The sequence below is a fragment of the Pseudarthrobacter sp. MDT1-22 genome (assembly GCF_054511035.1).
In genome coordinates this window covers 1-24,820 of sequence record NZ_JBTNDK010000023.1, presented here as the reverse complement: position 1 = coordinate 24,820, position 24,820 = coordinate 1, and the positions used below count along the sequence as shown (strand labels likewise).

The 24,820-nt window shown below is 66.5% G+C and carries 28 protein-coding genes; 17 read left to right on the top strand and 11 right to left on the bottom strand.

Features of this window, described 5'->3' with window-relative positions:
* Positions 1-188 precede the first annotated feature (188 nt).
* The 7 genes from ACX80M_RS16380 (at position 189) to purM (ending at position 7,272) form a co-directional block, all read left to right on the top strand.
* Positions 189-1,301 (top strand): PP2C family protein-serine/threonine phosphatase, encoded by a 1,113-nt coding sequence (locus tag ACX80M_RS16380; RefSeq protein WP_459309984.1) that lies wholly within the window; start codon positions 189-191, stop codon positions 1,299-1,301.
* Positions 1,298-3,268: a glycosyltransferase family 2 protein gene (locus ACX80M_RS16375; protein WP_459309983.1), complete on the top strand. Its 1,971-nt coding sequence runs from the start codon at positions 1,298-1,300 to the stop codon at positions 3,266-3,268. Before ACX80M_RS16380 ends, ACX80M_RS16375 begins: the two co-directional genes overlap by 4 nt.
* Entirely contained in the window at positions 3,258-3,590 is a 333-nt protein-coding gene (locus ACX80M_RS16370; protein WP_252598980.1) for an STAS domain-containing protein, read from the top strand. The genes ACX80M_RS16375 and ACX80M_RS16370 overlap by 11 nt, the downstream gene beginning before the upstream one ends.
* Positions 3,583-4,008 (top strand): ATP-binding protein, encoded by a 426-nt coding sequence (locus ACX80M_RS16365; protein ID WP_252598981.1) that lies wholly within the window; start codon positions 3,583-3,585, stop codon positions 4,006-4,008. The genes ACX80M_RS16370 and ACX80M_RS16365 overlap by 8 nt, the downstream gene beginning before the upstream one ends.
* Before the next feature lie 26 nt (positions 4,009-4,034).
* The gene (locus ACX80M_RS16360; RefSeq protein ID WP_058930964.1) at positions 4,035-4,349 is read left to right on the top strand and encodes a hypothetical protein; all 315 of its coding nucleotides are present in this window, start codon (positions 4,035-4,037) and stop codon (positions 4,347-4,349) included.
* Positions 4,350-4,435: 86 nt separating this feature from the next.
* A complete protein-coding gene (gene purF / locus ACX80M_RS16355) occupies positions 4,436-6,115 on the top strand; it encodes an amidophosphoribosyltransferase (protein WP_252598982.1) in 1,680 nt (559 codons plus the stop codon).
* The gene (gene purM / locus ACX80M_RS16350) at positions 6,112-7,272 is read left to right on the top strand and encodes a phosphoribosylformylglycinamidine cyclo-ligase (protein WP_459309982.1); all 1,161 of its coding nucleotides are present in this window, start codon (positions 6,112-6,114) and stop codon (positions 7,270-7,272) included. Before purF ends, purM begins: the two co-directional genes overlap by 4 nt.
* 83 nt (positions 7,273-7,355) lie before the next feature.
* On the opposite strand, the gene ACX80M_RS16345 is transcribed toward purM, so the two are convergent.
* Together ACX80M_RS16345 and ACX80M_RS16340 are read right to left on the bottom strand one after the other, a co-directional pair.
* Positions 7,356-8,135, bottom strand: coding sequence for a VOC family protein (locus ACX80M_RS16345; protein WP_252598986.1), 780 nt, complete (start codon positions 8,133-8,135; stop codon positions 7,356-7,358).
* Between the two features lie 230 nt (positions 8,136-8,365).
* Complete coding sequence (locus ACX80M_RS16340) at positions 8,366-8,599, bottom strand: DUF3073 domain-containing protein (protein ID WP_056341155.1); 234 nt, start codon at positions 8,597-8,599, stop codon at positions 8,366-8,368.
* A gap of 275 nt (positions 8,600-8,874) precedes the next feature.
* Between ACX80M_RS16340 and ACX80M_RS16335 the strand changes: the two genes are divergently transcribed.
* The 4 genes from ACX80M_RS16335 to ACX80M_RS16320 all read left to right on the top strand — a co-directional run bounded on the left by ACX80M_RS16335 (position 8,875) and on the right by ACX80M_RS16320 (position 10,748).
* A complete protein-coding gene (locus ACX80M_RS16335) occupies positions 8,875-9,516 on the top strand; it encodes a septum formation family protein (protein ID WP_252598988.1) in 642 nt (213 codons plus the stop codon).
* A 98-nt stretch (positions 9,517-9,614) separates the two neighbouring features.
* Positions 9,615-9,983, top strand: coding sequence for a hypothetical protein (locus ACX80M_RS16330; protein ID WP_252598990.1), 369 nt, complete (start codon positions 9,615-9,617; stop codon positions 9,981-9,983).
* A 223-nt stretch (positions 9,984-10,206) separates the two neighbouring features.
* On the top strand, positions 10,207-10,356 hold the full coding sequence (locus ACX80M_RS16325) for a ribbon-helix-helix domain-containing protein (RefSeq protein WP_252598992.1): 150 nt from the start codon (positions 10,207-10,209) through the stop codon (positions 10,354-10,356).
* The gene (locus ACX80M_RS16320) at positions 10,353-10,748 is read left to right on the top strand and encodes a VOC family protein (RefSeq protein ID WP_459309981.1); all 396 of its coding nucleotides are present in this window, start codon (positions 10,353-10,355) and stop codon (positions 10,746-10,748) included. Before ACX80M_RS16325 ends, ACX80M_RS16320 begins: the two co-directional genes overlap by 4 nt.
* 25 nt (positions 10,749-10,773) lie before the next feature.
* Here ACX80M_RS16320 and clpB read toward each other — a convergent pair whose 3' ends face one another.
* A complete protein-coding gene (gene clpB / locus ACX80M_RS16315; protein WP_459309980.1) occupies positions 10,774-13,431 on the bottom strand; it encodes an ATP-dependent chaperone ClpB in 2,658 nt (885 codons plus the stop codon).
* A gap of 207 nt (positions 13,432-13,638) precedes the next feature.
* Between clpB and ACX80M_RS16310 the strand changes: the two genes are divergently transcribed.
* Positions 13,639-13,890 carry a YciI family protein gene (locus ACX80M_RS16310; protein WP_252598997.1) on the top strand — a complete coding sequence of 84 codons (252 nt, stop codon included), beginning with the start codon at positions 13,639-13,641 and terminating at the stop codon, positions 13,888-13,890.
* A 234-nt stretch (positions 13,891-14,124) separates the two neighbouring features.
* On the opposite strand, the gene ACX80M_RS16305 is transcribed toward ACX80M_RS16310, so the two are convergent.
* From ACX80M_RS16305 to ACX80M_RS16290, 4 genes are read right to left on the bottom strand one after another with little or no spacing between them, the layout of a single operon-like run.
* Positions 14,125-15,186: a sulfate/molybdate ABC transporter ATP-binding protein gene (locus tag ACX80M_RS16305; protein WP_252598998.1), complete on the bottom strand. Its 1,062-nt coding sequence runs from the start codon at positions 15,184-15,186 to the stop codon at positions 14,125-14,127.
* On the bottom strand, positions 15,183-16,046 hold the full coding sequence (locus ACX80M_RS16300) for an ABC transporter permease (RefSeq protein ID WP_459309979.1): 864 nt from the start codon (positions 16,044-16,046) through the stop codon (positions 15,183-15,185). The genes ACX80M_RS16305 and ACX80M_RS16300 overlap by 4 nt, the downstream gene beginning before the upstream one ends.
* Positions 16,047-16,068: 22 nt before the next feature.
* Positions 16,069-16,833, bottom strand: a complete 765-nt coding sequence (gene modA, locus ACX80M_RS16295) for a molybdate ABC transporter substrate-binding protein (RefSeq protein WP_374209995.1) — start codon at positions 16,831-16,833, stop codon at positions 16,069-16,071.
* A gap of 44 nt (positions 16,834-16,877) precedes the next feature.
* The gene (locus ACX80M_RS16290; protein ID WP_056341185.1) at positions 16,878-17,288 is read right to left on the bottom strand and encodes a TOBE domain-containing protein; all 411 of its coding nucleotides are present in this window, start codon (positions 17,286-17,288) and stop codon (positions 16,878-16,880) included.
* Positions 17,289-17,469: 181 nt separating this feature from the next.
* Here ACX80M_RS16290 and ACX80M_RS16285 point away from each other — a divergent pair, with 181 nt between their 5' ends.
* The 3 genes from ACX80M_RS16285 to ACX80M_RS16275 are packed head-to-tail and all read left to right on the top strand — an operon-like array spanning position 17,470 to position 20,206.
* Entirely contained in the window at positions 17,470-18,804 is a 1,335-nt protein-coding gene (locus ACX80M_RS16285) for an FAD-binding oxidoreductase (RefSeq protein ID WP_252599003.1), read from the top strand.
* Positions 18,805-18,841: 37 nt separating this feature from the next.
* Positions 18,842-19,711 carry a DUF4031 domain-containing protein gene (locus tag ACX80M_RS16280; RefSeq protein WP_459309978.1) on the top strand — a complete coding sequence of 290 codons (870 nt, stop codon included), beginning with the start codon at positions 18,842-18,844 and terminating at the stop codon, positions 19,709-19,711.
* Between the two features lie 60 nt (positions 19,712-19,771).
* Positions 19,772-20,206 carry a VOC family protein gene (locus ACX80M_RS16275; RefSeq protein ID WP_252599007.1) on the top strand — a complete coding sequence of 145 codons (435 nt, stop codon included), beginning with the start codon at positions 19,772-19,774 and terminating at the stop codon, positions 20,204-20,206.
* On the opposite strand, the gene ACX80M_RS16270 is transcribed toward ACX80M_RS16275, so the two are convergent.
* From ACX80M_RS16270 to ACX80M_RS16260, 3 genes are all read right to left on the bottom strand, one after another.
* Entirely contained in the window at positions 20,203-20,604 is a 402-nt protein-coding gene (locus ACX80M_RS16270) for a YccF domain-containing protein (RefSeq protein WP_459309977.1), read from the bottom strand. The two genes, ACX80M_RS16275 and ACX80M_RS16270, sit on opposite strands and share 4 nt — an antisense overlap.
* A gap of 90 nt (positions 20,605-20,694) precedes the next feature.
* Positions 20,695-21,294 (bottom strand): phosphoribosylanthranilate isomerase, encoded by a 600-nt coding sequence (locus ACX80M_RS16265; RefSeq protein WP_459309976.1) that lies wholly within the window; start codon positions 21,292-21,294, stop codon positions 20,695-20,697.
* 89 nt (positions 21,295-21,383) lie between these two features.
* Complete coding sequence (locus ACX80M_RS16260) at positions 21,384-22,223, bottom strand: aminoglycoside phosphotransferase family protein (protein ID WP_459309975.1); 840 nt, start codon at positions 22,221-22,223, stop codon at positions 21,384-21,386.
* A 53-nt stretch (positions 22,224-22,276) separates the two neighbouring features.
* On the opposite strand from ACX80M_RS16260, the gene ACX80M_RS16255 reads away from it, so the two are divergent.
* Together ACX80M_RS16255 and ACX80M_RS16250 are read left to right on the top strand one after the other, a co-directional pair.
* Complete coding sequence (locus ACX80M_RS16255) at positions 22,277-22,936, top strand: HutD/Ves family protein (protein ID WP_252599061.1); 660 nt, start codon at positions 22,277-22,279, stop codon at positions 22,934-22,936.
* 84 nt (positions 22,937-23,020) lie between these two features.
* Complete coding sequence (locus tag ACX80M_RS16250; protein WP_252599062.1) at positions 23,021-23,551, top strand: ferritin; 531 nt, start codon at positions 23,021-23,023, stop codon at positions 23,549-23,551.
* A 19-nt stretch (positions 23,552-23,570) separates the two neighbouring features.
* Here ACX80M_RS16250 and ACX80M_RS16245 read toward each other — a convergent pair whose 3' ends face one another.
* On the bottom strand, positions 23,571-24,653 hold the full coding sequence (locus ACX80M_RS16245) for an IS630 family transposase (RefSeq protein WP_252609431.1): 1,083 nt from the start codon (positions 24,651-24,653) through the stop codon (positions 23,571-23,573).
* Between the last annotated feature and the right edge of the window lie 167 nt (positions 24,654-24,820).

Here is a 24,820-nt window from a genome sequence, read left to right as displayed (position 1 = left end):
TCCTTCGAGTGTGGCCAAGGAGCCTCAAGGTCCCATCAAGGGCGGGCAAGTATTCCGGCAAGTCTGGGCCACGCCAGGCCGGTCAATGGCCGACCGCCCCGGAATGTCGAGTGCTGCACCCGACTTTCAACCCTCGTTGTCAGGTCTATGACATGCTTCACGGGCCCTAATACTGTAGAAGTAGAGGCATGCCTTCCATGCCCGAACCGCGCCGTGCCGTTGTGATTGAGGACGATCCGGACATCCGAGGCCTCCTTGTCCGGATCCTGACCAAGCAGGGTTTCGAGGTCACCCACGCTGAAGCCGGCCTGCCCGGCGTGGAGGAGGTCCGCCGCGCCAAGCCGGATCTCATCACACTGGACCTGAACCTCCCGGACGTGGACGGGCTGGAAGTCTGCAAACTCCTCCGTGAATTCTCCGATGCCTTCATCGTGATGCTCACCGCCCGTGCCGACGAACTGGACAAGCTCACGGGCCTGGACAACGGCGCCGATGACTACATCAGCAAGCCATTCAGCCCGCGCGAACTCCAATCCAGGATCAACGCCCTGTTCCGCCGCCGGCAGCCGTCCGCCGCGGACACAGCAGTGGCGAGCGAGCTGGAGCGCGCCACGGAGGTCCAGCAGAGCCTGCTGCCCCAGGAGGACGTCCGGGTGGACGGGTACGACGTCGCCGGCGTCTTCCGCCCCTCCCGCAGCGTCGGCGGTGACTTCTACGATTGGTACCGCACGCGGGAGGGCCTGCACCTGACGTTCGCCGATGCCATGGGCAAGGGCATGGGCGCCGCCCTCATCGCGGCCACCGTCCGGGCCGTCATGCGGTCCACGGGACAGCGCCGGGACCTGGACGCCGCCTTCGCCTCTGCCAGCACCACCATCGCGGCGGACCTGGATTCCTCCAACTCATTTGTCACCCTCTTCCACGCCCGCCTGGACGCCGCTTCCGGCGTCGTCAGCTATGTCGACGCCGGCCACGGACTGGCGCTGCATGTCACCGCCGAGGGGTCGGCGCACCGTCTTCCCAGCGGCGGTCCGCCCGTGGGCGCCTGGCCCGGATCCGCCTGGCCGCAGTCCGCCGTCGGCCTGGCCCCGGGCGACTCCCTGGTGGTGGCCAGCGACGGCGTGCTGGACGTTTTTGACTCGGTGGAGCAATTCACTGAGGCGGTGCTCGCCGCAGCCCATGGCCAGGTTTCTGCGCAGTCCGCCAGCGACGCCATCATGGCACTGGCCCCTGCCGAAACCGCCGAGGATGACGTCACCGTAGTGGTGGTCCGCCGCCTGCCTGAGCCAGCCCCGGCATGACGCGCTTCTGGACCCGCCTGGTTGTGGTCCTGACGGTCATCTTCGGCCTGAACTATGTGGGCTGGCGCTGGGCGTCGTCGCTGAACTGGGATGCCTGGTGGATCGCCGTGCCCTTGGTGCTGGCTGAGACCTACAGCCTGATCGACGTGATGCTGTTCGGGATGACCGTGTGGCAGCTCAAGATCCGCAAGGGAGCCCCCGCGCCGCCCCACGATGCCACCGTGGACGTCTTCATCACCACATACAACGAAGACCTGGACATGGTGATGACCACTGCCCTGGCGGCCCAGAAGATCCGGCACCCGCACAGCACCTGGATTCTCGACGACGGCGCCCGCCCCGAGCTGAAGGCCCTCGCCGAAGAGCACGGGCTGGGTTATGTGACGCGGAGCGAGGACTGGACCAGCAACGTGCCGCGCCACGCCAAGGCCGGCAACCTGAACAACGCCCTGATGGTCACGCACGGCGAATTCCTGCTGATCCTGGACGCGGACCAGGTCCCCGAACCGGACATCCTGGAAAAGACCCTCGGCTATTTCAACAACCGCCGGGTAGCCCTGGTCCAGACCCCGCAATACTTCAGCAACGTGCCCGCCCACGATCCACTCGGCAGCCAGGCACCCCTGTTCTACGGCCCCATCCAGCAGGGCAAGGACGGCTGGAACGCGGCGTTCTTCTGCGGCTCCAACGCCATCCTGCGCCGCGAAGCACTGATGCAGCTGGGCCTGGTGGGCTACGTCAAGGAGACTGAAAAGAGCATCCGCCGTGCCCTCACGGCTTCCCGGTCCGCCATCCGCCAGGCGCGGAAATCCGCTGACATGGACACCCCGCTCGTAGCTGAAGTGCTGGACGCGGTGGAGGCCGCCACCCGCGAAGCCCAGGAGCAGCTGGCCGCCGGACAGCCGTTGAGCGAGATCACCTACCGGGTCCGCCGGCGCGTGGACGCGGCCGTGCAGACGCTGGTCCAGGCTGACATGTCCGCGCTGCAGGCCGACCTCGAAGAGATCGCCGCCATGGAACTCGCCCAGGTGGGTGACGCCGGCGTCCCAGTCGTGGCCGACGACGCCGTCCAGCGCATGTCGGCCCGTGACTGGTCGCCGCTCGGCGCGCTGGAATCCGTGCAGGCCGTCCTGGATGCCCTGAGCGTTGAGCGCAACGACGAAGCCCAGCCGGTCATGCCGCTGGCCACCATCTCCGTCACCGAGGACATGGCCACGGCAATGCGCATGCACGCCATGGGCTGGGAAAGCGTCTACCACCACGAGATCCTGGCCTATGGACTGGCGCCCGAGGACCTCAAGACCATGCTGACCCAGCGCCTCCGCTGGGCGCAGGGGACCATGCAGGTGCTGCTGCGCGAGAACCCGCTGGTGCAGAAAGGCCTGAAGATCGGCCAGCGGCTCATGTACTTCGCCACCATGTGGACCTACCTGAGCGGCTACGCGGCGGTCATCTACTTCGCCGCCCCCATCATCTACCTGCTGCTGGGCGTCCTGCCCGTGGCCAGCCTCAGCTGGGACTTCTTCCTGCGGTTCATCCCGTTTATGGTCGCCAACCAGGTGCTGTTCGCGGTGGCCGGCCGGGGAATCCCCACCTGGCGCGGGCAGCAGTACAGCCTGGCGCTGTTCCCCACCTGGATCAAGGCGTGTTCGACGGCGGCCCGGAACGTCTGGTTCGGCCGCCCCCTCGGGTTCGCCGTCACCCCCAAAGCCCGCCAGACCGGCGGCCCCAGCTGGAGCCTCATCCGGCCCCAGATTGTGGTGAGTGTGCTGCTGGCGGTGGCCGCCGTCGTCGGGATTATCCGCCTGGCCACGGGACTGGCGGAGCCGCTTGGCACGCTGGTGAACGTGGGCTGGGTTATTTTTGACCTGGTGGTCATGAGCATCCTGGTCCGGGCTGTTTTGTACAAGGGCTACGAACCCGCTGTGGACGTTGATGCTGGAGAGAGGAAAGCCGATGGAGTTTAGTTACGTGGTCAAGGATTCGTACGCGGAGGTCAAGGCGGACGGGCGGCTGAACATGGTGTCCGCGCCCAAGCTGCGCGAATTCGTCACCGATGTGATCGCCGGCGGTTCCTCGCGGATCGTGGTGAACCTGGAGAACACGGCGTTTATGGATTCCTCCGGCCTCGGCGCGCTGATCGGCTGCCTCAAGGCCGCCCGTCAGGCCGGCGGGGACCTGCGCATCGCCGCCGTCCAGCCGCAGGTCAAAATGGTTCTTGAGCTGACCAGCATGGACCGGGTGTTGACTGCCTACGCCTCCGCCGACGATGCGTTCAGCAATGACTGAGGTCCTGGCCCGGCGGACGTTCCGGGGACTGTCCGCTGCTGAGTCCATCGACTCCGTCCACAACGAACTGGACAAACTCTGGGAGGACGCCCCGTTCGTCCAGGCCATGGACCAGATGACCTTCACCACGGCGGTGATCGAGGCCGCGTCCAACATCGTCCAGCACGCGCGGCCGGCCAAGGCGCAGAAACCCGTGGAGCTGGGAGTGGACATCAGCGTCCAGCCCACCCTCCTGCAGGCCCGGGTCAGTGCGTTCTTCGCCAAGCCGCCGTTCGGCCCCCTGGAACCGGGAACCCCGGACGACGATTCCGAGTCCGGCCGCGGCCTGGCGCTCATCGAGGCGCTGGTCACCACCGTGACCTTCGAACGGCAGGACGGCACCAACACCTGGATCCTGTCCCGGACGTCACAGCCCTGACGCCAATGATGAGTAGGCTAGAGGGCATGGCTTTTGAAGAAACCCCCGCTGAACGCCGCGAGGTCACCGTCCGCCGGGCACCGAAATATGTGCCGTTCCTCATCCTCGGCGCCCTGGTGGGCGCAGCGGTGGCTGCCGCCGTCGCATACGGTCTCCCCGGTGACGAATCCTTCGAGCGCGGCTCGGTGTTCGGTTTCTTCCTGGTGATGTTCGGCGCCGGCGGCGCGGTGCTGGGCGCCGTGGTGGCCCTGCTGCTGGACCGGCGGAGCGTCAAGCGCCAGAAACGCGCCATCGTGGAAGCCGTCCCGGATTCAGAGCCCGACGACGGCGCGCAGCCCTAGGTTCCAACACCGTCGTCCGGCCTCCGGGCACAGTCACAATGCCGGCGGCGGAAAAGTCGTACCGCATCTCGTGAGATAATCGACCAGTGGCACGCGGCGATGGAAAACTTTCTCATGATCTTCTCCCTGGCGAAAAGGGACCTCAGGACGCTTGTGGCGTTTTCGGGGTCTGGGCGCCAGGTGAAGAAGTAGCAAAACTAACCTATTACGGGCTGTATGCATTGCAGCACCGCGGTCAGGAGTCGGCTGGTATAGCTACCAGTGACGGCAAGCGGATCAACGTCTACAAGGACATGGGCCTCGTATCCCAGGTCTTCGACGAGACCACGCTGAACACCCTCACCGGGCACCTGGCGGTGGGACACTGCCGCTACTCCACCACCGGAGCCAGCCACTGGGCCAACGCCCAGCCCACCCTCGGCGCCACCAGCACCGGCACGGTTGCCCTGGCGCACAACGGCAACCTGACCAACACGGCCGAGCTCAACGCCATGATCATGGAACGCAACGGCGGCCAGCTCAGCGGCGAAATGAAGCAGGGCAACACGTCGGACACCGCCCTGGTCACGGCACTGCTTGAAGGCGAGGAGGGCAAGACCCTCGAACAGACCGCCATGGAGCTGCTGCCGAAGATCAAGGGCGGTTTCTGTTTCGTGTTTATGGACGAAGGCACCCTCTACGCGGCACGCGATACCTACGGCATCCGCCCACTGGTCCTGGGCCGGCTGGAGCGCGGCTGGGTGGTTGCCTCCGAGCAGTCCGCCCTGGCCACCGTGGGCGCCAGCTTCATCCGCGAAATCGAGCCGGGTGAATTCATCGCCATCGACGAGGACGGCGTGCGTTCCAAGCGCTTCGCGGAGGCGACGCCGGCCGGCTGCGTTTTCGAATACGTTTACCTCGCCCGTCCGGATGCCGCCATCGCGGGACGCTCCGTGTACGAGTCCCGTGTGGAGATGGGCCGCCAGCTGGCCCGCGAAAACACCCAGGACGCGGACATCGTCATCCCGGTCCCGGAGTCCGGCACCCCCGCGGCCGTGGGCTACGCCGAGGAATCCGGCATCCCGTTCGCGCATGGCTTCGTCAAGAACTCCTACGTGGGCCGCACGTTCATCCAGCCCTCGCAGACCCTGCGCCAGCTGGGCATCCGGCTCAAGCTGAACGCCCTCGAGTCCGTGATCCGCGGCAAGCGCGTCGTGGTGGTGGATGACTCGATCGTCCGCGGCAACACCCAGCGCGCCATTGTCCGGATGCTCCGCGAGGCCGGCGCCGCGTCCGTCCACATCAAGATCTCCTCCCCGCCGGTCAAATGGCCGTGCTTCTACGGGATCGACTTCGCTTCCCGCGCGGAACTGATTGCCAACGGCGCCACCATCGAGGAAATCTCCCAGGCCATCGGCGCCGATTCCCTGGCGTACATTTCCGAAGACGGCATGATCAACGCCACCAGGCAGCCGCGCGAGCGCCTCTGCACGGCCTGCTTCACCGGCACGTACCCCATCGAGCTCCCGGGCGCGGACAAACTGGGCAAGAACCTGCTGGAGCGTACCGACCTCGGCGGCCTCACCCCGTCGCCCTCTGCCCTCCCCGGCGCAACGGCGGCCCTTGCGATCGACGCCGAGGAGGACCCGGCGGAGAAGGCCGGCGCCACCGGCTGCGATCCGGGACCGGACGCCGAGTTCGAGAACCTGCTCACCGAAGAAGACCACGTGCCTGCGATCCGCCACGAAGCCACCATCCCCGGCGCTGAAAAGAAAGAGTCCGTATGACTTCCGCAACCCCCGCCGCCGGTAACAGCCCACTGATCCCCGCAGGCATCACGTACGCCTCCGCCGGTGTTGACGTTGAAGCCGGCGACCGCGCCGTGGAGCTGATGAAGGGTGCCGTGAAGGCCACCCACAATTCCTCCGTCATCGGCGGAGTGGGCGGCTTCGCCGGCCTGTACGACGTCTCGCGCCTGCTGACCTTCAAGCGCCCGCTGCTGGCCACGTCCACCGATGGCGTGGGCACCAAGGTTGCCATTGCCCAGGCCATGGACATCCACGACACCATTGGCTTTGACCTGGTGGGCATGGTGGTTGACGACATCGTCGTAGTAGGCGCCGAGCCGCTCTTTATGACCGATTACATCGCCTGCGGCAAGGTTGTCCCCGAGCGTATCGCGGACATCGTCCGCGGCATCGCCGCGGCCTGCTCCGTGGCCGGCACCGCCCTGGTGGGCGGCGAAACCGCCGAGCACCCCGGACTGCTGGGCGAGCACGAATACGATGTTGCCGGTGCCGCCACCGGTGTTGTCGAGGCCTCCGACCTGCTGGGCCCGGACCGCGTCCGCGCCGGCGACGTTGTAATTGGTATGGCCTCCTCCGGCCTGCACTCCAACGGCTACTCCCTGGTCCGCCGCGTCATCAACCACGCCGGCTGGGCACTGGACCGCCAGGTCTCCGAACTCGGCCGCACGCTGGGCGAGGAACTGCTGGAACCCACCCGCGTCTACGCTGCAGACTGCCTGGACCTTGCCCGCGCCTTCCCGGTGAACAGCGCCAACGCCGTGCACGGCTTCAGCCACGTCACCGGCGGCGGCCTGGCCGCCAACCTGGCCCGCGTCCTGCCGCAGGGCCTCGTGGCCACCGTGGACCGCGCCACCTGGGAGCTTCCGGCCATCTTCAAGCTGGTCTCCGAGCTGGGCAACGTCCCGCTGGCCGACCTCGAGCGCACCCTGAACCTCGGCGTGGGCATGGTGGCCATCGTGTCCGCCGAAGCCGCCGACGCCGCCGTGGCCCGCCTCAACGACCGCGGCGTCCCGTCCTGGATCATGGGCACCGTCACCGCGGACTCGGATTCCATCCTCAAGACCGGTCCGGACTACGTCCAGGGCGCCAAGGGTGTGGACGGCGGCGCCGTCCGCTTGGTCAACGCCTACGCCTAAACCCTCATCGAGTGCTCCGCAATCGCCCTTTTGAACCTTGAAAACGGCGGTTGCGGAGCACTCGATGCGTTAAGCGTCAGGCGCTAAACCTCCAGCAGGCTGAACACACCGCCCTGCGGATCCTTGAGGGTGGCCGTGGCGCCGGGAGTATCGTCGTCATCCGGCTCCGGCGCGATCAGCACTTCCGCGCCCGCCGCCACGGCTTTCCGCACGGCATCGGCCACGTCGGTGACGCCGAAGTAGATCTGCCACCTGGCAGGCGCCTCGGCCGCGACGATCCCGGCCACCTCCGCGCCGTTCACCATCAGCGTGCTGTACGTCCCGCCGTCGTCCTGGGGATACTCGGTCACCTCGTGGCCGAACAGCTGCTGGAAGAACCCGACGGCGGCCCGCGGCTCGGGCGTCAGCAGCTCCGTCCAGGACAGCGCACCGGCCTCGTTGTACCGGCCGGAGCCCGTGTGCGTTCCGGGCTGCCACACGCCGGTGGTCCCGCCGCCGGGAGGATCCACAAACACCATCACGCCGGTGTCCGCCACTTCCTCGGGGCCGATCTGCACTGCGCCGCCGGCTTGGGGAACTTCCTCGGCCAGCGCACCGGCGTCCTCGGCCGCGAAGTAGATGTTCCATTGGGCGTGCGTGCCGAGAGATTCCTGGTGCGGGTTCTGCGGCGCCACCACGGCCACCAGGTCCTCCCCCACGAACGCCTGGGCATAGCTGCGGCCATCGGGCGTGGGCAGGTCCTTGAAGGTCCACCCGAACACCGCTGCGTAGAAGGCCTTGGCTGCCTCCACGTCCCGGGTCTGGACGTCAGCCCAGCACGGTTCACCGTGGCGGTAGCTCGTGGATGAGGAGTTTCCTGGCATGGGAGGTCCTTTCGCGGGCGGCACACGCATCAACGCCTCCAGTCAACACCAAAAAGCCCGCCACCGGCACCGGGTTCCGGCGCAGGCAACGGGCCTGATAACTGAGGCCAGCACCGCGGGTCCGCTGGGATCCGGGGTGCTGAAAAGAAGCGCTGTACTAACGAACGGCGTCCGAACGTACTGCAGCGTCGCGGGGCCGGGCGCCTTGCGGCGGGGCCGGCGTACAACAACTAGCCGATCCGACGGGTGTGTACCTCGTCGTCGTCTTCTTCCAAATCGTCCGCGTACTTATCCACATAAGCCGAATAATCCGGTTCAACCGGGTCATTCGCGAAATGGCTCGTGGCACGACCTTCAGGACCTTTGAGCTCTCGCTGAAGGGCCGAATAGTCAGTGTTCGGGGAATAGTACTTAATATCCCGAGCCTGCTTGGTAGCTTTTGCCTTTTGACGGCCGCGCCCCATGGCGTGACCCCCTTTTGTACTCGGACCGGAGGTGGTCACCTTGGCTATCGGTGAGGCCCCGGAATGTTTGGTCAATTTGTCGTAACACCTAGATTACATGCTTTCCGCGCCCGGTGCGCCCCGGCCCGTGCGCGCGGACGCCATGTCGGGTACCCTATCCGCGGCGACGCGCGGGGTTCCCGGCTTTTTTGTTGGATAGAGTCTCTTCATCAGCTGCCGATCCGGGTGCATGGGGCGTGCAGCATCACGAGGCGACACCCAGGAGGGGTATCCGGATGGAGAACCAGGAATCGCGCCCCGTCCCGCCCAAACCCGGCGCTCCGCCCACCGCAGGGTTGCCGCAGGTGGCGGTCACGGCGCCTGCCATGGAGGGCCCGGTCCGGAAGCCCCGGCAGGTCGCGTCTACTTTCCTGAAGGCCGTCTTTGTGGTGGTTCTGCTCGGCGTGGTGGGAGGCCTGGTGTGGCTCGCCGTGTGGCTGGATTCCGAGGCGCCCCAGACGTCCGACGACGGCGGCTCGGGGATCGTGGAAATCTCACCCACTCCCCTGGTCACGCCACTCCCGCTCCCCCGTGAGGGTGTGGAGCCGCCGGACTACCGGCTGGGCGACTGCTTCAAGGATTTTGACCCCGAGGCTTTGCGGTCAACGGTGGTGGCCTGCGATACAGGCCACTCAGCCCAGCTTGTGGCCGTTTTCCGCTACCCCGCCGTCGGCTCCTATCCGGGCCGGGAGGCCCTTGCCGCCAAGGCCCTGGAGGCCTGCCAGGCGGCCAAGCTGGGACCGGCAGCGAACGAGTACACGCTGAACTTCCAGCGGGCCTACCCCAGCAGCACCAGTTGGGAATCAGGCGACCGGCGCGTGGACTGCTACGTCACAGCCGACGGCGGGAACGTCATCAACGCCAGCGCACTGCCCTAACAGACCGCATTACACGCGAACGGATACAGAGCCTACGGCTTCATTGCATTCGGCGGTTCGCTGGTTTGACCTTTGGGCTGGGGGTTTAGACTCGGGGCATGTCAGCTCTTTGGGGGACGCAGACTCAGCGCACACGGGTCCTGTTCGTTTCGGCCGCACTTGTGGTATCGCTGACGGGCTGTGAGCACGGTGGCCCGGCTGAGGGTGCGGCTGGCTCCTCGTCCCAAGGCGCAACGGCGCAGCCCGGCAAATACAAACTGCACTTCCTGTGCGAAGGACCCGCCGACGTCGAGTTGTCATTGGCGAGCTGGGCAGGCGCCGCCGTTCTGGAACCAGTCCGTGTCGCGTGCGACGGCGGGGTGTTCGCGGCGCAAGTGAAGCTGGACACCGACGGTGCAGACTTCACCATGAATCCCGGCAGCGGCCCAGACGGACGCTATGCCTTCAGGCTCGTTCCCGCTTCGTAGCGGCTTGGAGGAAATTGAGCGCGATGACTGGCGCAGTTTCTGTTGCCAAGCCTGCTGGCGGCGCCCGACCCGATCATCGTCAACGTGACCTCGCGCCTGGGCTCCCTGTCGGCCAGGCCAGCGGTACGTTCGCAGACCTGTCAACAGGTTATGCCTACAAGATGTCCAAGGCGGCGCCGAACATGCTGACCATCGCGTTGGCTCAGGACCTTCAGGGGCGGGTGTGGCCGACAAGACACAGTCCAACATCTACCTGCCAACAGACCTAGTCAAGCAGGTCAAACACGCAGCAATCGAACGCGGACTATCACTGTCGTCGTTCGTCGAAGAAACGCTGACCCAGGCCCTCAACAAGGAAGGTTCAACCAAATGAGAGTTACTCCGATCCGCTTCGTGCGGAACATCGAGCTCGCCAACAAGTTTGATTCCACCCTTGGGTTGAACGAGAACGCTGCAGCAACAAGCGGAACCTGGGCGGACCTGCACGGCAACGGCGGGCAACTTCGGCTCCACATTGCCCAAGCGGGAACCACACACTCAGATGCCGGAGCAGTAGCGCTGCACTTCTCCACGGACGAAAAGCTGGAGCTCACCGCAGAGCGACTAAGAGCTGCCGGATATGCCCCGTCGGACATCATGGACGAAACGTTCGGCCGTTTCATCACCGTCAATGACCCTGACGGATACCGCATCCAAGTCAACGAAATGGATGCGGACCACCAAAACCTCAGCTATGAAATACGGGAATCTGCTGCCCCGAAATAGGGTTCGCCCGAGCCTTGCAGGACCGCTATTCCTTCCGCCGCACCACCAGGCCCGTGCCGGCCGGAGCACCGCCGTCGGGCGCTGCCAGAGCCTCCAGTCCTTCGATGGTGAGTTCGTCGACGTCGGCCGCGGTGTCCACGAGCACCGTGTCACCGTCCGCGATGTCGCCGGACAGGATGGCCCTGGCCAGACGGTCACCGATCTCGCGCTGCACCAGCCGGCGGAGCGGCCGGGCACCGTACGCGGAATCGAAGCCGGACATGGCCAGCCAGGCGCGGGCGCCGTCGGACACGTCCAGGGAGAGCCGGCGATCACGCAGCCTCCTGCCGAGCTCGGCCACCTGCAGTTCCACAATCTCCGCCAGCTCGTCAACGGTCAGGGCCTCGAACAGCACAATCTCGTCCAGCCGGTTCAGGAACTCCGGCTTGAAGGACGCGTTGACGGTGGCCATGACCGCGGCCCGCTTGGCCTGCGCGTCCAACGACTGGTCCACCAGGAACTGACTGCCCAGGTTGGACGTCAGCACCAGGATGGCGTTGCGGAAGTCCACGGTCCTGCCTTGGCCATCGGTGAGGCGGCCGTCGTCGAGCACCTGCAGGAGGATGTCAAAGACCTCCGGATGGGCCTTCTCCACCTCGTCCAGCAGGATCACGGAGTACGGCCGACGGCGGACGGCCTCCGTCAGCTGGCCGCCCTCCTCGTAGCCGACGTATCCCGGAGGGGCGCCCACCAGCCGCGCCACCGAGTGCTTCTCGCCGTACTCGGACATGTCCAGCCGCACCATGGCGCGTTCGTCGTCGAACAGGAAATCCGCGAGCGCCTTGGCCAGCTCCGTCTTGCCTACGCCCGTGGGCCCCAGGAACAGGAACGAACCCGTGGGCCGGTTGGGATCGCTGATGCCGGCCCGGGCACGGCGGACAGCGTCGGACACCGCGGCCACCGCCTTGGACTGGCCGATCAGGCGCTTGCCGAGCTCCTGCTCCATATGGAGCAGCTTCTGGCTTTCGCCCTGCAGCATTCGCCCGGCCGGAATGCCGGTCCACGCCGAAATGACCTCGGCAATGTCGTCCGCCGTGACCTCGTCAGCCACCATCTGGGCAGTCTTGTCCGTCACCGCCTCTTCGGCTGCGGCGGCCGCGTTCAGCTCCCGCTCCACTGCCGGAATCTCGCCATAGAGGATCCGCGACGCAGTCTCCAGGTCGCCTTCACGCTGCGCCTTGTCCGCCGTGGAGCGGAGCTCATCCAGCTTGGCCTTCAGGTCGCCCACCCGGTTGAGTCCAGCCCTTTCTGCGGCCCAGCGCGCATTCAGCGCGTCCAGCTCCTCGCTCTTGTCGGCCTTGTCCGCGCGGAGGGCGGCCAGGCGCTCCACCGAGGCGGCATCCTTCTCGTTCGCGAGGGCCAGTTCCTCCATGGTCAGCCGGTCCACGGCACGGCGCAGCTGGTCGATCTCCTCCGGTGCTGAATCGATCTCCATGCGCAGCCGGGAAGCTGCCTCGTCCACCAGGTCGATGGCCTTGTCCGGCAGCTGCCGGCCCGAGATGTAGCGGTTGGACAACGTGGCGGCAGCCACGAGGGCGGAGTCTGCGATAGTGACCTTGTGGTGGGCTTCGTAGCGTTCCTTCAGGCCACGGAGGATGCCAATAGTGTCCTCAACACTGGGTTCACCTACATAGACCTGTTGGAAGCGGCGCTCCAAGGCGGCGTCCTTCTCGATGTTCTCGCGGTACTCATCAAGCGTAGTGGCACCGATCAGCCGCAGTTCGCCGCGGGCAAGCATGGGCTTGAGCATGTTGCCTGCATCCATGGAGGACTCGCCGGAGGCGCCGGCCCCCACCACCTGGTGGATCTCGTCGATGAACGTGACGATCTGGCCTTCGGAGTTTTTGATCTCCTCCAGGACTGCCTTGAGCCGCTCTTCGAACTCGCCGCGGTATTTCGCCCCGGCCACCATGGAGGCGAGGTCCAAGGCGATCAGCGTCTTGCCCCGCAGGCTTTCCGGGACATCGCCCGCCACAATGCGCTGCGCGAGACCTTCGACGACGGCAGTCTTGCCCACGCCCGGTTCGCCGATTATCACGGGGTTGTTTTTGGTGCGGCGGCTCAGTACCTGGATGATGCGCCGGATCTCGGTGTCGCGGCCGATCACCGGGTCCAGTTTGCCTGCACGGGCCATCGCCGTGAGGTCCGTGCCGAACTTCTCCAGCGACTGGAACGTGTTTTCGGGGTCCGGTGTGGTGACCTTGCGGTCGCCGCGGACACCCGGCAGGGCGGCGAGCAGCGCTTCATGGGAGGCACCGGCGTCGCGCATTAACCGCCCGACGGCGTCACTCCCGGCAGAGAGCCCCAGCAGCAGCACCTCGGTGGAGACATAGGTATCGCCGAGTCTGTCGGCCTCGTTTTTGGCGTTCCGGATGGCCTGCAGCGCGGGCCGGGACAGCTGGGCCTGCTGCGTGGAGCCGCCCGACGTGGCCGGCAGTGCCTTGATGGCGCCACTCGCCTGCACGCTGACGGCATCCGGGTCGGCGCCCGTGGCGCGAAGAAGCGCGACGGCGACGCCCTCCCGCTGATCCATCAAGGCCTTGAGCAGGTGGGCGGGTTCCACCTGGGGGTTCCCTGCCGTGGAGGCGTTCATGGCTGCTGCCGAAAGAGCCTCCTGGCTCTTGGTGGTGAATTTGACGTCCAAAGAGAGCTCCTTCCGGGATGTGCATGATTGCTAAGTTGAGTCTACAACGCTCAACTTTGAGGAAATGCCCTCCATGCCCCATGTTTGCCGACGGCGAACTGCCTGTCCATAGCCGAGCGCTGCCCATGGAAGAATCCGATCCCGGCACCCCTCCGCCACGGCCCGCAAAGCCCTGGCCGAAGCGAGCCCCGAAGCGGCCGAGCCGGCATGAAAATGTGGATGGACTGGGCGGCCAAGGCCGGCGACGGCATTGTTGACCTCGGCACACCGCTGGGCGCCACCAAAGTCATGGACGGCTCGTCCGTCGCTGATACGGCAGCCACAGTGGGCGGCTACAGCATCATCCAGGCCGAGGATCTGGACGCCGCCGTTGCCCTGATGGACGGCCACCCACACTTCATGTCCGGCGCAGGCGCCACTATCGAGATCCACGAAACCCTCGATATCCCGGGGATGTAGGGCAGGCGGCTCCCCCAATGAGCCACCCGCCCGGTGGTCTGTTAGGCCAGTCAGATCAGGAGCAGGACATCGCCAGCGCAGGACGGATAGCGGGCGGCCACCGTTTTCACCGTTCCGCCGGTTTCCAGGTACGTGGTGCCCAGGCGGACGGACTTCAGCGATGTTGAGTTGCAGTGCTTGGCCGTGATGACCCAGCTTGCGACGCTGACCAGCCTACCCGCGTATTCCGCCTCTTCAGCCGGGGTAGATGGCGACGGCGCCGGCCTTGATCACGAAGTACACCTGCATGCCCGGCGCCAGCCCGAGATCAACAGAGGCAGCCGGCGTGATGTCCGCACTCAGCTGCCCGCCCTCCCCGGCGCGGACCCGGATCCCGTCCCCGTGCGGCTCCAGGTCGGTAATGGTCACGGCGAAGGAGTTCCGCGGGCTGCCATGCGCTTCGGTGAGGAAAACGGAAACGGCCGACGGCGGAAAGACAGCCACGCCCGGCTGCCCGGTAGGGAGCGGGGCGGCTGCGTCGCGGTGGCCATAGAGGTTGAGGGCACCGGCCCGCAGACCGTGTTCGGTCAGGTGGCCGGCCACAAAGTTGAGCCCGGCGAGTCCGGCCGCGAACCGGCTGCGCGGGCGCTGGAGGATGTCGCGGGTGGGGCCTTCCTCGCTGATCCGCCCGTTTTCGAGGATGACCACCCGGTCGGCCAGCATCAGGGCATCCAGGACGTCGTGGGTGATGATGACGGCGCGGCGGCCGGCCAGCACGCGCTTGAGCAGGCGCCGGAGCAGCGGCGCCGCATGGATATCCAGAGCGGCCATCGGTTCGTCCAGGAGGAGGAGCCCGGGGTCGGCGGCGAGCGCCCGCGCCACCGCAACGCGCTGCGCCTGGCCGCCGGAGAGCTCGGCCGGTCGGCGGGACTGCAGCTCCGTCGCCTCCACTTCCGTGAGCCACCGCAGGGCGGACTCCCGCGCGGCCTGCTTCGAGGCCCCCGCACTCCGGGGTCCGAAGGCCACGTTCTCCAGCACGCTCAGGTGCGGGAACAGCAGCGGTTCCTGGGCCAGGAGCGCCGTGCCGCGCCGGTGCGGAGCCGTCCATTCGCCGCGTCCGGCGGTGAGGTCGAACAGCGTCTTGCCGTCCAGTTCGGCCGTGCCCGAGTCCGGGTGCAGCAGGCCCGCGATGACGTTCAGCAGGGTGGATTTGCCCGCGCCATTGGCTCCCATAACGGCCACCGTTTCGGCCGGGCCCAGCGCGAGGGAGACGTCGAACTCGCGGCTGGCCACGGCGGCCTGAACCGAGAACGTCACCGGACCGCACCGCCCTGGCCGGGCGCCGGCGTCGTGCGTTCCCCGCTTAGTGCTGGGGCCCGTTCGGCGGCGCGGGGACTGCGGTACGCGAGCGCCACCACGGCAACCGCCACCGCCACGAGGACCAGGGAAAGCGCGACGGCGGCATCGGCGTCCGTTTCCCGCTGCAGGTAGATTTCCAGCGGCAGGGTCCGGGTCACCCCCTGCAGGCTGCCCGCGAACGTGAGGGTGGCGCCGAATTCGCCCAGGCTGCGGGCGAAGGACAGCACTGCGCCGGAGGCCAGCCCCGGCAGCACGAGCGGGAGAGTGACACGGCCGAGCACCGTGGTGGGCCCGGCGCCGAGCGTCGCGGCCACCGCTTCGTACCGGTTCCCGGCGGTCCGCAGTGCACCCTCGAGGCTGACCACCAGGAACGGAAGGGCCACAAACGTCTGGGCCAGGATGACCGCCGTCGTTGAAAAGGCGATCTGCAGGCCAGCCACTTCCAGCGTCCGGCCCAGCAGCCCCTGCCGCCCGAACGTGTACAGGAGTGCGATGCCGCCCACCACGGGCGGAAGAACCAGCGGGAGCAGGACCAGTGAGCGGAGGAAGCGCTGGCCGGGGAAGCTGCCGCGGGCCAGGACCAGGGCCAGCGGCACACCCAGCACGATACACAGGACGGTGCTGGCCGCGGACGTGCGCAGGCTCAACCCAAGGGCCTGCAGCGACGCTTCCGACGTGATCAGCGGGATGAACTGGGCCCAGTTGACCTTCGCCACCATGGCCGCGAGCGGCAGCACCACGAACAGGCCACCCGCAGCCGCCAGGACGTAAATCCAGCGTGGGACGCCGCCATACCCGCCGTTCCTGGCCTGTCTCATGCTCTCCTTGGGTGCGGCTTACTTACGGGGCGCCGAAGCCGGCCGCGTTGAGGGTTTTCTGCCCGTCGGCGCCGGTCACCATGGCGATGAAGGCTGCCGCCAGTTCCTTGTTCCGGCTCGAGCCTACTGTGGCGATGGGATAGGTGTTGACCGCTTTGCCGGATTCGTCGAACGGGATTCCCTCGACCTTGTCACCGGCGCCTTTGACGTCGGTGACGTAGACCAGCCCGGCGTCGGCCTCGCCCGAGGTGACCTTGCCCAGGACGTCCGTCACCGATGACTCCTCGCTGACCGGCGAAAGGGTCACGCCTGCGGCCTTTTCCACAGTGTCCGCGGCGGCCCCGCACGGAACCTGGCTGGCACAGACAACCACCTTGACGCCTGGTTTGGCCAGGTCGGCGAAGGACGCGATCGACGCCGGATTGGACGGCGGGACGGCGATCTCCAGGACGTTGGTGGCGAAGTTCTTCGCGGTGCCGTCCAGGAGCTTGGCGTCGGCAAGCTTGGTCATGTTCTTGGTGTCGGCGGAGGCAAAAACATCGGCCGGTGCGCCCTGGGTGATCTGGGTGACCAGGTCCGAGGAGCCGGCGAAGCTCAACACGATCTTGGTGCCGGGGTTCTTCGCCTCGAAGTCGCTGGCCAGCTGGGTGAACGTGGCCTTGAGCGACGCGGCTGCGAAGACCGTGATCGTCCCGGACACCTGGCCGGCGGCGTCCGGGGAATGCGACGCGGCGGGCTGTGTGGCCGTGGGCGTCGTAGCCGGTGCGCACGCGGCGAGGCCCAGCATGAGGGCAGCCGTGATGATGGCGGCTCTGGCGCGTTTGCGGGTGCTCAAATGATGCTCTTTCCGTGCGGGGTTTCGATTATGACTGTGGTTGCTTTGACCACCGCGGTGGCCACGGAGCCCAGTTCCAGGCCCAGATCGCGGACGGCTTCGCTGCTCATCAGCGACACCACCCGGAACGGCCCGCACTGGAGTTCCACCTGGGCCATGACTTTGTCCGCAGTGATCCCCGTGACCAGGCCGACGAACCTGTTGCGCGCCGAACTTCCTGAACGGTGCGGGTCCTCGGGAAGCTGCGCGAGCTTCTGGGCGTGCCTTGCCAGTTCCAGGCCGTCGACTGCCAGCCGGCCGGCGTCGTCCTTCACGGGGGTGAGGCTGCCGTTCTCTGTCCAGCGCCGGACCGTGTCGTCACTGACGCCGAGGAACCGTGCTGCTTCGGATACGCGAATAGTGGGCATTTCATGATTCTAGTCCGCATTTGCGTGTTTTCTTATGAGTTTTCTCCGCGTATCCGAAGATGACGTTCACGCTGTTTTCGTTCCCGCTCGAGGGTTCACTTGGGCCGCCTATGGAACGTCACGGGCCCAAGTCCTACGCTATGTGGAGGGGAGGGGCCGCAGTCGCTGAGGAGCGTTTGTGATGAAGTGGATCAGGCCTGACAGCCCCGACTATGACCCGGCCCGGAAGGTCTTCAACGCCATGATTGACCGGCGTCCGGCGGTGATTGCCCAGTGTTCGAATGACGCGGACGTGGCCGAAGCCCTCCGCTATGGACGGGAAAATTCCCTCGCCATCGCTGTCCGTGCCGGCGGCCACTCAGTGGCCGGAATGTCCATGAACAACGACGGCCTGGTAATCGATGTCCGGCCCATGAAGTCGATCGACGTGGACCCCGAATCCGGCATCGTCACCGCCGGGGCAGGCGTCACCTGGGGCGAGTTCGACCGCGCCACCCAGGAGCATGCCCTGGCGGTCACCGGCGGGCGTGCCTCCACCACCGGCGTCGCCGGCTTCACCCTGGGCGGCGGATCCGGGTGGCTGGAGCGGTCCTTCGGGTTCGCGTGCGACAGTCTCGTCTCGGTGGACCTGGTGACGGCCGACGGCGAGCGCGTCACCGCGAGCGCCCGGGAAAACCCGGAACTCTTCTGGGCCCTCCACGGCGGCGGCGGCAATTTCGGCGTGGCCACGTCCTTCACGTTCCAGGCGCACAGGCTCGGCCCCGTGGTCCACGCCGGGATGTGGCTGTGGCCCGGGGAGGCGGCCACCGACGTTTCCCGGGCGTTCCGGGACCTGGCCTTGGCAGCCCCTGACGGTGTTGGCCTGGCGCTCCTCTATTTCACGGCACCACCGGAGCCGTTTGTACCCGAGCACCTCGTGGGAAAGATGGCCACTCTCATTGCCTACCTCTACGCGGGTGAGCCCGAGGAAGGCTCCGAGCACGCGCGGCCGTTCCGCGAGCTCGGGCCTGCAGTGGACCTCGTGGCCGACACCCCGTACGCCGATTTCCAGTCCTCCCTGGACGATCCGCCGGACCACTACAACTACTGGAGCGCGGACTACCACAACGAACTTCCCGACGCGGCCCTGGACTTGTTCGTGGAATCCGCCCGGAACCTTCCCGATGCCACGTCCCAGCAGCTCATCGCCCGGTGGGGCGGCGCCGTCGGCGGGAACGCTGGCGCGGCCACGCCCCTGATCAACCGGAACGCGGCCTGGGTGAGCCATCCCTACGGCATCTCGCCAACACCCGAGGAAGGCCAGCTGGCCAAGGCCTGGGTGAAGGACTTCCGCGGCAAGATTGCGCCCTATGCCACAGGCGGGGTGTGGCTCAATTTCATCGGCAACGAGGGCCAGGAGCGCATCCGCGCCGCGTTCGGAAACGGGAATTACGCGCGGCTGGCCAGGGTCAAGCATGACTTCGATCCGCGGAACGTCTTCCAGGGAAACCAGAACATCCTGCCGGCCGGCTCCTGACCGGCCCCGCGGAGAGCCGCCGCACTAGACTTCCCCCATGGCGATTTACCTTGATCCGCCGCTGTGGCCCGCCCACGGCACGCACTTTTCGCACCTCATCTCGGACACGTCGCTGGCGGAACTGCACGCCTTCGCCGCCGCGGCCGGCATCCCGGACCGGGCGTTCGACGGCGACCACTACGACGTTGCCGAGCGCCGGTTCGACGACCTCGTCGCCGCGGGCGCCATCGCCGTGGAAGCCCGGATCCTGGTCCGCAAGCTCATCGCCAGCGGGCTGCGCATCCCGGCCCGGCGGCGCAACAAGTCACTCAAGGTCCCGCTGCTGAACCGCTGGGAAGCCATCATGCCCGGCCACGACGCCCTCTTCCTTGACCTGCTGGACCGCTGGAGCGAGGACCACCGCCGGTATCACGGCTGCACGCACCTGCTGGCAGTTCTGGAGGCTTTGGACCTGCTCGCCGATCCCGCCGATCCGCCGCGGACAGTGCTGCTCGCAGCCTGGTTCCACGATGCCGTGTACTGCGGGGTCGCCGGCCAGGACGAGGAGGAATCGGCCCGGCTCGCAGAGGAGCGCCTCACGGACGCGGGGCTCCCGGCCGCCGATGTTGACGAGGTGGCTCGGCTGGTGCGGCTGACATCGGACCACCGCCCCGAGCCAGGGGACGACGACGGCGCCCTCCTCTGCGACGCGGACCTGTCAGTCCTTGGCGGCGAACCTGAGCCGTACGCCCGGTATGTGGCCGCCGTCCGGGAAGACTACGCGCACATCGGCGACGCCGACTTCGCGGCCGGCCGCGCCGTCGTCGTCCGTCATCTGCTGGAACTGGACCCCCTTTTCCACGGCGACCGCGCACGGGAACTGTGGCTCGATGCCGCCCGCCGGAACCTGCAGGGCGAGCTGGCCTGACTCTTCCGCGCAACCGCCATCAGCCTTTACGGACACGGCGGCCGGTGCAAGACTGCTCGGATGAACCTGCGCATCCAAGCCGTCAGCATCGATTCAACCGATCCCAGAGTGCCCGCCGATTTCTGGGAGAAGGCCCTGGGGTGGCGCCGCACCTACGAGGTGGACGACGAAATCGTACTGGAACCGCCCGCAGGCAGCCCGGCCGACGGCGTCAGCCCGGACCTGCTGTTCCTAAAGGTGCCCGAGCGGAAGGAGCTCAAGAACAGGCTGCACCTGGACCTGCGTCCGGATGACCAGGCCGAGGAGGTGCAGCGGCTCGAAGCCCTTGGCGCGTCGCGCATTTCCGTCGGGCAGGGGCCGGAGGTGACCTGGGTGGTCATGGCCGACCCGGACGGCAACGAATTCTGCGTGCTGCGGGCGCTCCGGTCAGAGGAGCTCGAAGCCCAGGGACTGGTCCCCGGGTTTAGCGAAGCCCCGGGGAATGCCGCCGGCTAACGGTACGCGGTAACGAACGGGCTGTTGGTGGGCACAATCTGCTTGCCCAGCGGCATCAGGCTGACCGGTATGAGTTTGAGGTTGGCGATGGCCAGCGGGATGCCGATGATGGTGACCGCCATGGCAATGGCCGTGACCACGTGGCCGATCGCGATCCAGATGCCCGCCACCACCAGCCAGATGACATTCCCCAGGAGAGGGAACACGCCCGTCCCGCCCGGCTTGTCCACCACCATGCGCCCGAACGGCCAGAGCGTGTACGCCGCAATGCGGAATGACGCGATGCCCCACGGGATGGTGACGATGAGCAGGCAGCAGATGATGCCGGCCAGGAAGTAGCCCAGAGCGAGCCAGAGTCCGCCGAATACCAGCCAGATGATGTTGAGCAGAGTCTTCATCTGTCCATTGTGCCCCGCGGGGTCTGACAAAAACGTAGGGGTCTGCCCTGATTGGCCCCTGAACTTGGGACCTGAAGCTTGGACCGGGCCTCAGCCCTTGGCGGCCTTCACGAAGGCCCGGATCTTGTCCAGGTCCTTCACGCCACGGGAAACCTCGACGCCGGAGGAGACGTCCACGCCCCACGCGCCTGAGGCTGCAGTGGCGTTCGCCACGGTGTCCGGATCCAGCCCGCCGGCCAGCAGCCACTTGCGGTCCTGGAGCGCCGTCACGTCCACCATGGAGGCGTAGTCCCAGGCCTGTCCGGACCCGGGCACGGCGGCGTCAATCAACAGGAGTTCCTCGCCCCAGTCGGCGAACGCGTCCGCAGTGGCTGCCATGGTGACCGCCCTGATCAGCTTCATGCCGGCGTCGTGCACTGTGGTGACGTCTTCCGGGGTGAGGTCTGCGTGGAGTTGGACCCACTCGAGTCCGGCGGAACGGGCGATGGCAAGGGCATCGGCGACAGGTTCATGCCGGAAAACGCCGACGGCAACCATGCCTTCCGGCACATCGGCCAGAAGAGTGGAAACCTGCGACGGCGAGACCACCCGCGGGCTGGCCGTCAGGACAAACCCGACGGCGTCCGCCCCGGCCTCCACGGCGGCACGGACTGATTCGGGCGTACTGAGACCACAGACTTTGACGAACATTTCCGGCTCCTTCAGGCTGTCTTCGTGACGTCCCCCGGGAGGAGAGTAGCAGGGAAGTGCCCCCTGCGCCGATGTGGGTCGGTTCCATTTCAGGCGCCGGACAGCACGCGCTCCACCATGGTGCGGCCCGTCTGTTCAAACGCGGTGTCGCCCACCTGGTTGGCCCACACCACCGTACCGATGGCCTGGTTCAGGTTCTCCAGCCGCCACAGGTCAGCCTCCGCCGGTCCCACCGCCTTGCCCAGGCCGGCATGGAACGCGTCCGCCAGTTCGGGCCGGTGGACGAACCGCTGGTGACTGAGCCGCACCAGATCGTGCACCCACGGACGCGGTTCGGCTCGGCCAAAGTCGATGACCTTGATCTGCCCGTTGTCCTGCAGCCAGTTCCTCGGCTGGTAATCGCCGTGCGTTGCGACCAGCTGCGCCACGCCCGGGCGCAGTGCACCGAGCGCCTGTTCAAAGCTGTCGAGTTGCGATTCCGGCAGCAGCCCGTGGGCACGGTCCATCCACGCACGGGTCTTGGCCGTGAGGGCTGATGCGTACGTGGACGAGACCCCGGCGGGCCGGTGAATCCTCGCCAGCAGCGCCCCCGCCTGGCGGTACGTTTCCGGATCATCCTCGGCCGGCGTCCCCTCGACCAGGACCCCCGGCAGGAACTCCGTCACCAGGATGCCCGACGCCGCCGAGGCATGGCGTAACGCCGGGACCCGGCCGTGGAGCCCGTCGAACCCGCCGGCATGGGCGGCGATCTCGCGGCGGATATGGTGGCTTGTGGTGCTCGCCTTGACGATGAATCCTTCGCCCGACGGCGTTACAACGTGGAGGACGTTCGTGTCCTGCAGGGGCCACGAGTAGTCCTGCACCACGCTGAATTCCCCGAGCCAGGATGTCAGCAGGCGGCTCTGTCCGTCGGTGATCCCCTGGCGCATTTGCCCAGCATGCCACGCGTGGCGGGGACGCCCAAACAAACTAGGCTGGTCCGATGGAGATCATCCGCTTCGCAGAACTCAGGTCCGAACCGTGGCGTAACGGCGGCGGGGTGACCCGTGAGCTTGCCAGCCACCCGAAAGCCGCCTCGGCGCAGGACGGCGCCTGGGACTGGCGGGTCAGCATCGCCGACGTCAGCAAGGCCGGGGATTTCTCGGCGTTCCCGGGCATGGAACGCGTGCTGACCGTGATCGACGGCGAGCTGCTCCTTCTCACCGTGGACGGCGCCGAGCACCCGCTGGAAAAGTACCGGCCGTTCAGGTTCTCCGGCGAAGCTGCTGCGCACGGCGCCCTGCCCACCGGGGACATCCGCGACCTGAATGTCATCACGCGGACGGGCTCGTTTAAGGGCTTCACGTCCATCATCGAGCTCTCCAAAAAGCGCGCGCACCCGGTTTTTGAGGGCCAGCTCGCGGTGCTGCTGCAGGGCCAGGCCGCTGTCAGTGCGGGCAGCCTCAGCGTCAGCGCGGAAGCCGTGGACGCAGTGGAAGCCGCTGCCGCCCCGGAAGCCGACGCCGACGAAGCTGCCCCCGTACCCGGGGAGCCCGAGGCACTCAACCGGTATGACGCCGTCGTCGGTTCCGATACCGGGACCCCCGAAATCCTGGGCCGCGGCTTCCTGGCCGTGGTTTCGATCGACCGCGTGACTGCCTGATCCAGCGCTGCAGGCTAGCCTCGCCTTCGTTATCTGAGCCTTTCCACACTGGTCAGCGGCGTACGGCGCTCCTAGACTCGGCCTATGACCTCCACACCCTTTAATGCGCTCCTGTCCACCCAGATCGGCAACGAATTCGCGGCCTCGCAGCAGTACATTGCCGTGGCCACCTGGTTCGCCAACCAGGACCTCCCGCAGCTGGCCCGCTACTTCTACCGGCAGTCGGTGGAAGAGCGGAACCATGCCATGATGATGGTGCAGTACATGCTGGACCGCGACATTGAATTCACCATCCCGGGCGTCCCCACCGTGCGCAACGACTTCTCCTCCGTGACCGAGCCGCTGGCCCTGGCGCTGGAGCAGGAGAAGGAAGTGACGTCCGCGATCGAGGCCCTGTTCCGCGCCGCCCGTTCCGAGGACGACGCCCTGGGCGAGCAGTTTATGCTCTGGTTCCTCAAGGAGCAGGTGGAGGAGGTCGCCGCCATGACCACCCTCTTTAACATCGCCGAGCGCGCGGACAACCTGTTCGACATCGAGAACTTCATCGCCCGCGAAACCGTGGGCAACGGGGGCCGCGACTCCTCCGCCCCGGAGACAGCCGGCGGCGCCCTGTAAGCACCCTGCCCTCCCCCAACTAGTGTTCCGTGTTAATGGTTTGTTTGCGTTTCATCTTGCCCAGGAGATAGTCCGCTGATTTGGTCCAGGTGAATGGTTTGGCGTCCTGGTTGTAGTTCTCGATGTACCGTTCCATGGTTTGTTCGAGCTCTTTGATGGAGCTGAATGCGCCGCGTTTGAGGCACTGGCGGGTGATGATCCCGAAGAAGATTTCCACCATGTTCAGCCAGGAACAGCTGGTCGGGGTGAAATGCAGGCTCACGCGCGGGTTTTCGGCCAGCCAGTCCTTCACGTTTTGGTGCTTATGGGTCGCATAGTTGTCGCAGATGACATGCAGTTCAACCCCGGGGTGGGCATCGGCGACCCGGCCCAGGAAATCGACGAACTCGATGTTGGTGTGCTTTGGGTAGAAGGCGTTCGCGCTGAGTTTGCCGGTAAGGACCTCCAGGGCGGCGAACAAAGTGGTGGTGCCGTTGCGCTTGTAGTCGTGGGTCTGCTGCAGCGGGTGCGTCGGGGACAATGGCTGGTCCGGGCCGGTGCGGGACAGTGCCTGGATTTGGGTCTTCTCATCGATACTCACCACCACCGCGTTTTCCGGCGGGGACATATACAGGCCCACTACGTCCCGGAGCTTGGACTCCAGAGCGGGGTCGGTGGAGAACTTGAACGTCTCGATCCGGTGGGGCTGGATTTTCCAACGGCGCCAGATCCGGGCGACGGAGGAAAAGGAGATTCCGTGGCGTTCGGCCATGATCCGAGCCGACCAGTGCGAGATTCCCAGCTCCGCCGGCGGGTTCCCGTCATTGGTCAGGGTGTCAGCGATCAGGGCGAGTTCGTCTATCTCCCGCTCCCGGCCCGGGCGCTGGGCATCGGACAGGGCCTCGATCCCGCCCTCGGCGTAGCGGTTGCGCCACTTCAAAACCGTGGGTGCCGAAAACCCGGTGATCTTCTCGATCTGGATATTCGGCATCCCGTCGGCAGCCAACAAGACCGTGCGCGCCCGCAAGGCCACTGTCGCGGTGGACGCTTTCCCACGCGTCAGGGCCTCCAGGTCCCCTCGGTCCCCGTCGCGCAATTCCAATGCCCTTGCCAGATAAACCATGAATCAAGTCTGACAAACAATCAGACCCAAAGTAATCAACGACACGCTACACTAGGTAGCGCTAAGGACGCGTCAGTAAATAAGCCAGCGTTTCGTCGTTTTGGCTCTATGGTGGTGCTATGGCCATTGGTGCAGAGGTTGAGACGGCTTTGCAGGGAAAGTTCGAT